This window comes from Kitasatospora sp. NPDC094015, assembly GCF_040304075.1.
Classification (GTDB): Bacteria; Actinomycetota; Actinomycetes; order Streptomycetales; family Streptomycetaceae; genus Kitasatospora.
Map to the genome: position 1 here is coordinate 220,217 of NZ_JBEOUL010000010.1, position 6,671 is coordinate 226,887.

Consider the following 6,671-nt stretch of genomic DNA (forward strand, 5'->3'; position numbering starts at 1 on the left):
GCTGCTAGGCATCGGCGCCGCCCCGGGTACCGATCCGGTCGGTGTGGTGGCAGGCGGTGCGGCGGGCCGGTTCGCCCGCCACCGGCAGCAGTTCTGGGGCCTGCTGGCTGCACAGGTAGGTCGCCAGCGGGCAGCGGGCGGCGAACGAGCAGCCGGTCAGGTCCTCGCGCAGTCCGGGCGGGCGGCCCTCGATGGCGGCGAGCCGGCCCTGCGGGGCGTCCGGGCGCGGGGTCGAGTTCAGCAGGGCGGCCGTGTACGGGTGGCGCGGGCGCTCGAACAGGGCGGCGGCCGGGCCGGTCTCGGCGATCCGTCCGGCGTACATCACGTACACCCGGTCGCTGATCGCGGCGGCGAGGCCGAGATCGTGCGTGACGAACAGCAGGCCGGTGCCGAACCGCTCCCGCAGGTCGCCGAGCAGGGCGACCACCTCGGCCTGGGTGGTGACGTCGAGCGCGGTGGTGGGCTCGTCGGCGAGGATCAGCGCCGGGTCGCCCATCAGGGCGGCCGCGATCATGACGCGCTGGAGCATGCCGCCGGACAGCTGGCCGGGGTGGCGGCGCAGCACCGCGGCGCTCAGGCCGACCGCCTCCAGCATCTCCACGGCGCGGTCGGTGGCGGCCCGCGCGCCGGTGCCGGCGTTCAGCCGCAGGCTCTCGGTGAGGAAGTCCCCGATCCGCCGGAGCGGGTTGATGGCCGCCCGGGGGTCCTGGAAGATCATCGCCGCGGTGGAGGTGCGCAGCCGGCGCAGCCGGTCGGGGGTCATGGTGAGGACGTCCTCGCCGTCGACCTCGACGGTGCCCCCGGTGGTGGCGCCGTGGGGCAGCAGGCCGAGCACGCTGCGGGAGGTGAGGCTCTTGCCGGAGCCGGACTCCCCCACCAGGGCGACGGTCTCGCGGGCGTCGACGGTGAGGTCGACGCCGGCCAGGACCGGGCGGGCGGTGTCGGGCAGGCGCAGGTGGTACGCCCGGATGTCGAGGGTGGTGGTCATCGGTCCCTCCTGGCGACCTGGTCGGCCCAGCGTTCGCCGACGACGTTGAAGGCGACGACGGTCAGCACGACGGCGGCGCAGGGCAGGACCGCCGACAGCGGGTAGCCGTGCTGGACGGCGGACTGGCCGTCGAAGACCATCCGGCCCCAGTCGGGGGTCAGCGCGGGTACGCCGAGGCCGAGGAAGGAGAGGCCGGCGAGGTCGATCAGGGCGTAGCCGAAGTTGACGGTGGATTGGGCGAGCACGACCGGGGTGACGGCCGGGATCACGTGCCGCAGGCAGATCTGCAGGCCGGAGTGGCCCTGGACCTGGTAGGCCTCGACGTACGGGCGGCCGCGTTCGGCCAGCACCAGGGAGCGGGTGAGCCGGCTGACGTACGGGAGGTAGGCGATGGCGAGCGCGATGACGGGGGCGAGCAGGCCTTCGCCGTACACCGAGACGATCAGGATGGCGAGCAGCATGCCGGGGAAGGCGAAGACCAGTTCGGTGCTGCGGGAGAGCACCGAGTCCAGCCAGCCGCCGCGCCAGGCGGCGGTGACGCCGACGGCGACGCCGGCGAGGGTGGAGAAGGCGACCACGCCGAGCGGCCCGAGCAGCGAGGTGCGGGCGCCGGTCAGCAGGCGCGCGAGGGTGTCGCGGCCGGAGGCGTCGACGCCGAGCAGGTGGTCGGCGGACGGCCCGGCGAGGGCGTTGCCGAGCTCGATCCGGTTGGGGTCGTAGGGGGCGATCCAGGGGGCGAGGACGGCGGCCAGCACCACCAGGGCGACGAAGCCGAGGCACAGGTGCTGGAGCGGCGCCCGGGTGGTGCGGATCCGGGCCAGGCCCGGTCGGCGCAGGACGGTGGTGCTCATGCGGGGGACCTCCTGGCCCCGAGGGTGACCGTGGGATCGACCAGCGGGTGCAGCAGGTCGACGACCAGGTTCACCGTCATGAACAGCCCCACCATGATCAGGGAGATGGCCTGCACGGTCGGGAAGTCCTTGGTGGTGGTGGACAGTTCGAGGAGCTGGCCGATCCCGCCGACGCTGAACGCGGACTCCACCAGCACGGTGCAGACCAGCAGGGTGGAGACGATCAGGCCGCCGGTGGTGAGGACCGTGCCCAGGGCGTTGCGGAACACGTGCCGGCGGATCACCCGGTGCCGGGAGAGACCCCGGCTGAGGGCCACCGTGACGTGCTCCTGGCCGAGCACCTCCAGCATCGCCGCCCGGGTGACCCGGGCCAGCAGGCCGATCAGGTAGAGGGCGAGCGCGACGGCGGGCAGGGTGAGGTGCCACAGCAGCTGGCCGAACCCCTCCCCGGTGCCGCCGGTGGGGAACCAGCCGAGCTCGACCGCGAACAGCCCCTGGAGCAGGACGGCGGCGACGAAGGACGGCGTGCCGAGCGCGAAGGTGGTGCCGACCAGGACGGCCGAGTCGGTGCGCCCGCCGCGGACGGCGCCGATCCAGCCGAGCAGCAGGCCGGCCGCGGTCACCAGGACCAGCGCCATGGCGACCAGCAGCAGGGTGGCCGGCAGCCGGTCGGCGAGCAGCCGGGAGACGTCGGTGCGGTAGGTGATCGAGCGGCCGAAGTCGCCGTGCAGGATCTGGCCGGCCCAGCGCAGGTACTGGAGCAGGAACGGGTCGTCCAGGTGGTAGTGCGCGTTGACGGCCTTGAGCGCCTCCGGCGAGGCGGAGCGGCCGGAGAGCAGGAAGCCGGCCGGGCTGCCCGGTGCCAGGTACATCGCACCGAAGATCACGAACGAGGCGCCGACCAGGGTGGCGGCCATCTCGGCCAGCCGGCGGGCGGCGAACCTCAGGAAGCCGAGCGAGCCACCCGCCGAGCCGCCCGCCGGGCCCTTCACCGCGCCGCTCACCGGGCCGCACCCACGTCCGCGGCCCACGGGTAGTACATGTACGAGATCGTGGTGGGCGCGCCGGTGATCCGCTTGTTCTGGAAGAGGGCGGTCGGCCACTCGGCGACCGGGATCCAGAGCAGCTGCCGGGAGGCGGTCTGCTGGAGCTTCGCCTCGATCGCGTACCGCTGCGCCGGGTCGGCGGCCTCGGTGGCCTGCTTGACCAGGTCGTCGTAGCCGGGGTCGCTGTAGGAGGCGAAGTTCTGGAAGGCGCCGGTCCGGAAGTTGGCCAGCAGGTCGAGCGGGTCGGTGATGGAGTCGTAGTAGGTCTCGGGGAACAGGTCGATGCCCTGGCGGGCCTCGGCGGAGGTGAACAGCGCGGTGAAGGCGTTGGGTGCCACCGTCTTCAGCTCGACGTTCAGGCCGATGCTGGTGCCGGCCGCCTGCACGGCGGTGGCCAGCAGCGAGACGTCCTGGCCGATCGGGCTGGTGGCGACGGTGATCGTCTTCCCGATGGCGCCGGCCTCCTTGATCAGGGCCTTCGCCCGGTCCAGGTCCGGGGCGGTGGGGGTGAGGCCCTCGAACGCGCTCCGGCGGACCTCCTGCGGCGCGGCGGCCCAGGCGGCCCTGGTGGTCAGCGAGCCGGTGACGGTGCCGGCGCCGCCGAGCCCGGCCTTGGCGAAGCCGGCGCGGTCGAGCGCCAGGGAGAGCGCCTGGCGGACCCTGACGTCGCCGAGCACGCCCTGCATGGTGGTGACGTTGACGTTGACGGTGCTGAGGCCCTCGCCGAAGGAGAGGGTGCCGACGCCGCTGGTGCGCAGCCGGTCGTAGCTCTCGGTGGGGATCAGGTAGCCGCCGTCGACCTCGCCGGTGATCATGGCGTTGACCCGGGCCGAGGGGTCGGTGAGGAAGCGGAACTCGGCCTTGGCGGCCTTCGCCTTGGTGCCCCAGTAGCCGTCGAAGCGGCGCAGTTCGATGGACTGCCCCTTGTTCCAGGCTCCGAGCTCGAACGGTCCGGTGCAGTCCAGGCTGCCGGAGGTGCCGTAGTCCTGGCCGGCGGCCTCGATCCCGGCCTTCGCGGCGACCACGCCGGCGGCGGTGGCCATGTACTGGTTGAACTGCGAGTCGGGCCTGGTGAGTTTGACGGTCACCTGGAGCGGGCCGGTCCTGGTGACGGTGCTGACGTTCTGGAACTGCTGGGCCCAGGCGGCGGCGTTGTCGGGGTTCATCTGGCGCCCGAGGCTGTACACCACGTCGTCGGCGGTCAGCACGCTGCCGTCGTGGAAGTGCACGTCGGGGCGCAGGTCGTAGACCCAGGTGGTCGGGTCCGGGTTGGTGGCCTTCTCGGCCAGGCCCGGGGCGAGGGTCAGCTGCGGGGTCCACCGCATCAGGCTCTCGCAGACGTTCGAGAGGATCGTGTTCTGCGGGTAGTCGAACGCGGCGATGTAGTCGAGCGTGGGGGGCTCGGCGTAGAGGGCCCAGGTGAAGGAGTCGATCGGGCCCTTGGCGGCCGGGGTGTCGGCGGACAGCGTGACGCCGGTCCCGTCGGTGGCGGCGCCGCCCTTCGGCGGGCCGGCGCAGGCCGCGACCAGGGCGAAGGCGGCGAGCGCGGCGACGGGCAGGGCGGCCCGGCGCGCGGTGGGGGTGGTGCCCGGGCGGTGGAGCGGGGTTCTGCGGGATCTTGCCCCGTCCTGGGGGTGGGTCATCGGGGTCTCTCTTCCGTGCTCACGAGGGGGTCGGCGAGGAGGTGGATCGGTGCGCCGCTGGCGGTGGGGGCGCGGGCGGCCCGACTCAGGAGGCCGGGTCGGCCGGGCCTGCCGGGTGGGCGACCGGCACCTGCTGGGTGATGCAGTGGATGCCGCCGCCGCCGTAGGCGATCACCCGGGCCCGGACCCCGACGACCTTGCGGCCGGGCAGCGCGGCCGCGAGCACGGCGAGGGCCCCCTCGTCCTCGGGGTGGCCGGCGACCGGCACGACCACGCCGCCGTTGGCGACGTAGAAGTTGAGGTAGCCGACCTCGGTCTCCTTGCCGTCGACCTGCACGAACGCGCTCTGCGGCAGCGGTACGACCTCGAGCCGCCGGCCCTTGGCGTCGACCGCGGCCTCCAGCACGGCGAGGTTGGCCCGCATCCGCTCGTGGTCGGGGTGGGCCGGGTCGGCGGGCAGCTGGACCACGACCTTGCCCGGGGCGACGAAGGCGCAGACGCCGTCCACGTGGCCGTCCGTCTCGGTGTCCAGCAGGCCGCCGTACGGCAGCCAGATCACCGTGGAGACACCGAGCTTGGCGATCAGCTCGGCCTCGATCTCGGCCTTGCTCATGCCGGGGTTGCGGTTGGGGTTGAGCAGGCACTGCTCGGTGGTGATCAGCGTGCCCTCGCCGTCGACGGTGATCGCGCCGCCTTCGAGGATCATCCGGGAGTCGATCCGCTCGACGCCCAGGTGCTCCAGCAGGACGCCGGCGATCCGGTCGTCGGTGTCGAACGGGTGGTGCTTCCCGCCCCAGGCGTTGAACCGGAAGTCGACGCCGGCCCGCTCCCCCGCCGGGCCGAGCACGAAGATCGGGCCGGAGTCGCGGAACCAGGAGTCGTCGAGCGGGAGTTCCACCACCTCGACGCCGTCGCCGCACAGGCCGCGGGCCTCCTCGCCCTGCCCCGGGCAGGCGACCATGGTCACCGGCTCGAACTCCGCGATCGCCCGGGCGACCTGCGCGTACTCGCGCTTCACCTCCTCGAAGGTCGCGCCCCACAGCTCGGCCCTGGTGGGCCAGGCCATCAGGCAGCGCTCGTGCTCGGTCCACTCTGCGGGCATCCGGAAGGTCCCGAGGGTCATGTGTTGTCTCCCGTACGGATCGTGGGTGGCCGCGGATCGGCGGCCGTGTCGGCGGGCAGCGCCCGGAGGTGGCGGCGGGTCTCACCCGTGGCCGCTCGCGCTTCCGTCGCACCGGGTGCGAGGGGCGAGGGGTACCGCCGCGCACCGCATCCTGCCCCCAACTGAAAATTCAGTCAATACTCCGGGCGCCCCGAGTCCTGGCGAACCCCGCGACTCCGGTCGTTCACCGGCGGATCTGCGCACGTAGCCGCCCCTGACATGGCACCTCGCAGCGGACCGGCCTCGGAAGGTCCCTGAAATTTCGATCAGGAATCGTGCCCCGAAGCCCTCACCGACGGGTAGAGTGGCGCCTCGTGTCGGACCGTCGAACAGAGATCCTCAGAGCGGCCACCCGCGTCATCACGCGGCGTGGGGTCCGCGGGCTGCGCGTCGGCGAGCTGGCGGCCGAGGCCGGGGTGTCGACCTCGCTGATCTACTACCACTTCACCGACCGGGCCGGGATCCTGCGCCGGACGCTGGAGTTCATCAGCGACCGGGCCGACCGCTACACCGCGGAACGCGACCCCGCCACTCCCCCGGACAGCCCGCGCGCCGAGCTGGAACAGGTCCTGCTGCTGGAACTGCAGGACACCCCCGAGGTACGGGAGAACAGCACCGCCTGGGGCGAGTTGAGAGCCAGCGCGGTCTTCGAACCGGAGCTGCGCGTGGAACTCGCCAAGGCCACCCACACCTGGGTCCACGAGATCGCCGAACTGCTCGGCCGCGCCCACCCCGCCGGCACCGCACCGGCCCACGCGGCCGCCGCGGAACGCCTCACCTCCCTCCTCGAAGGCCTCAGCACCCGCTGGCTCAGCGGCTCCCTCCCGCTGGACCACGCCCGCCGGCTGCTCCTCGACGCGATCGACGCCGAACTCGAACACGCCTGAGCTTGGGATTTATCCTCGCCAAGCTTGGTGTTCCTTGATCGAATCGGCGCGTTTCACTGTCTTGCCGACGTCGTGGCGGGTGGCCCGGTTCTTG

Annotated in this window: 6 protein-coding genes; 1 reads left to right on the forward strand and 5 read right to left on the reverse strand. The window is 72.9% G+C overall.

What is annotated here, in order from left to right:
* Positions 1–4: 4 nt before the first annotated feature.
* The 5 genes from ABT014_RS15915 to ABT014_RS15935 form a co-directional block, all read right to left on the reverse strand.
* Positions 5–988, reverse strand: a complete 984-nt coding sequence (locus ABT014_RS15915; protein WP_350639331.1) for an ABC transporter ATP-binding protein — start codon at positions 986–988, stop codon at positions 5–7.
* Positions 985–1,839 carry an ABC transporter permease gene (locus ABT014_RS15920; protein WP_350639332.1) on the reverse strand — a complete coding sequence of 285 codons (855 nt, stop codon included), beginning with the start codon at positions 1,837–1,839 and terminating at the stop codon, positions 985–987. Before ABT014_RS15920 ends, ABT014_RS15915 begins: the two co-directional genes overlap by 4 nt.
* A complete protein-coding gene (locus tag ABT014_RS15925; RefSeq protein WP_350639333.1) occupies positions 1,836–2,843 on the reverse strand; it encodes an ABC transporter permease in 1,008 nt (335 codons plus the stop codon). The genes ABT014_RS15920 and ABT014_RS15925 overlap by 4 nt, the downstream gene beginning before the upstream one ends.
* A complete protein-coding gene (locus ABT014_RS15930; RefSeq protein WP_350639334.1) occupies positions 2,840–4,528 on the reverse strand; it encodes an ABC transporter substrate-binding protein in 1,689 nt (562 codons plus the stop codon). Before ABT014_RS15930 ends, ABT014_RS15925 begins: the two co-directional genes overlap by 4 nt.
* Positions 4,529–4,613: 85 nt before the next feature.
* On the reverse strand, positions 4,614–5,651 hold the full coding sequence (locus tag ABT014_RS15935) for an agmatine deiminase family protein (protein WP_350639335.1): 1,038 nt from the start codon (positions 5,649–5,651) through the stop codon (positions 4,614–4,616).
* Between the two features lie 353 nt (positions 5,652–6,004).
* Here ABT014_RS15935 and ABT014_RS15940 point away from each other — a divergent pair, with 353 nt between their 5' ends.
* Positions 6,005–6,577, forward strand: coding sequence for a TetR/AcrR family transcriptional regulator (locus ABT014_RS15940; protein WP_350639336.1), 573 nt, complete (start codon positions 6,005–6,007; stop codon positions 6,575–6,577).
* Positions 6,578–6,671: the final 94 nt, after the last annotated feature.

Bases quoted from the DNA above. Each gene is read 5' to 3' on its own strand.
- ABT014_RS15915 (WP_350639331.1), bottom strand. From the start codon at position 988: ATGACCACCACCCTCGACATCCGGGCGTACCACCTGCGCCTGCCCGAC.
- ABT014_RS15920 (WP_350639332.1), bottom strand. From the start codon at position 1,839: ATGAGCACCACCGTCCTGCGCCGACCGGGCCTGGCCCGGATCCGCACC.
- ABT014_RS15930 (WP_350639334.1), bottom strand. From the start codon at position 4,528: ATGACCCACCCCCAGGACGGGGCAAGATCCCGCAGAACCCCGCTCCAC.
- ABT014_RS15935 (WP_350639335.1), bottom strand. From the start codon at position 5,651: ATGACCCTCGGGACCTTCCGGATGCCCGCAGAGTGGACCGAGCACGAG.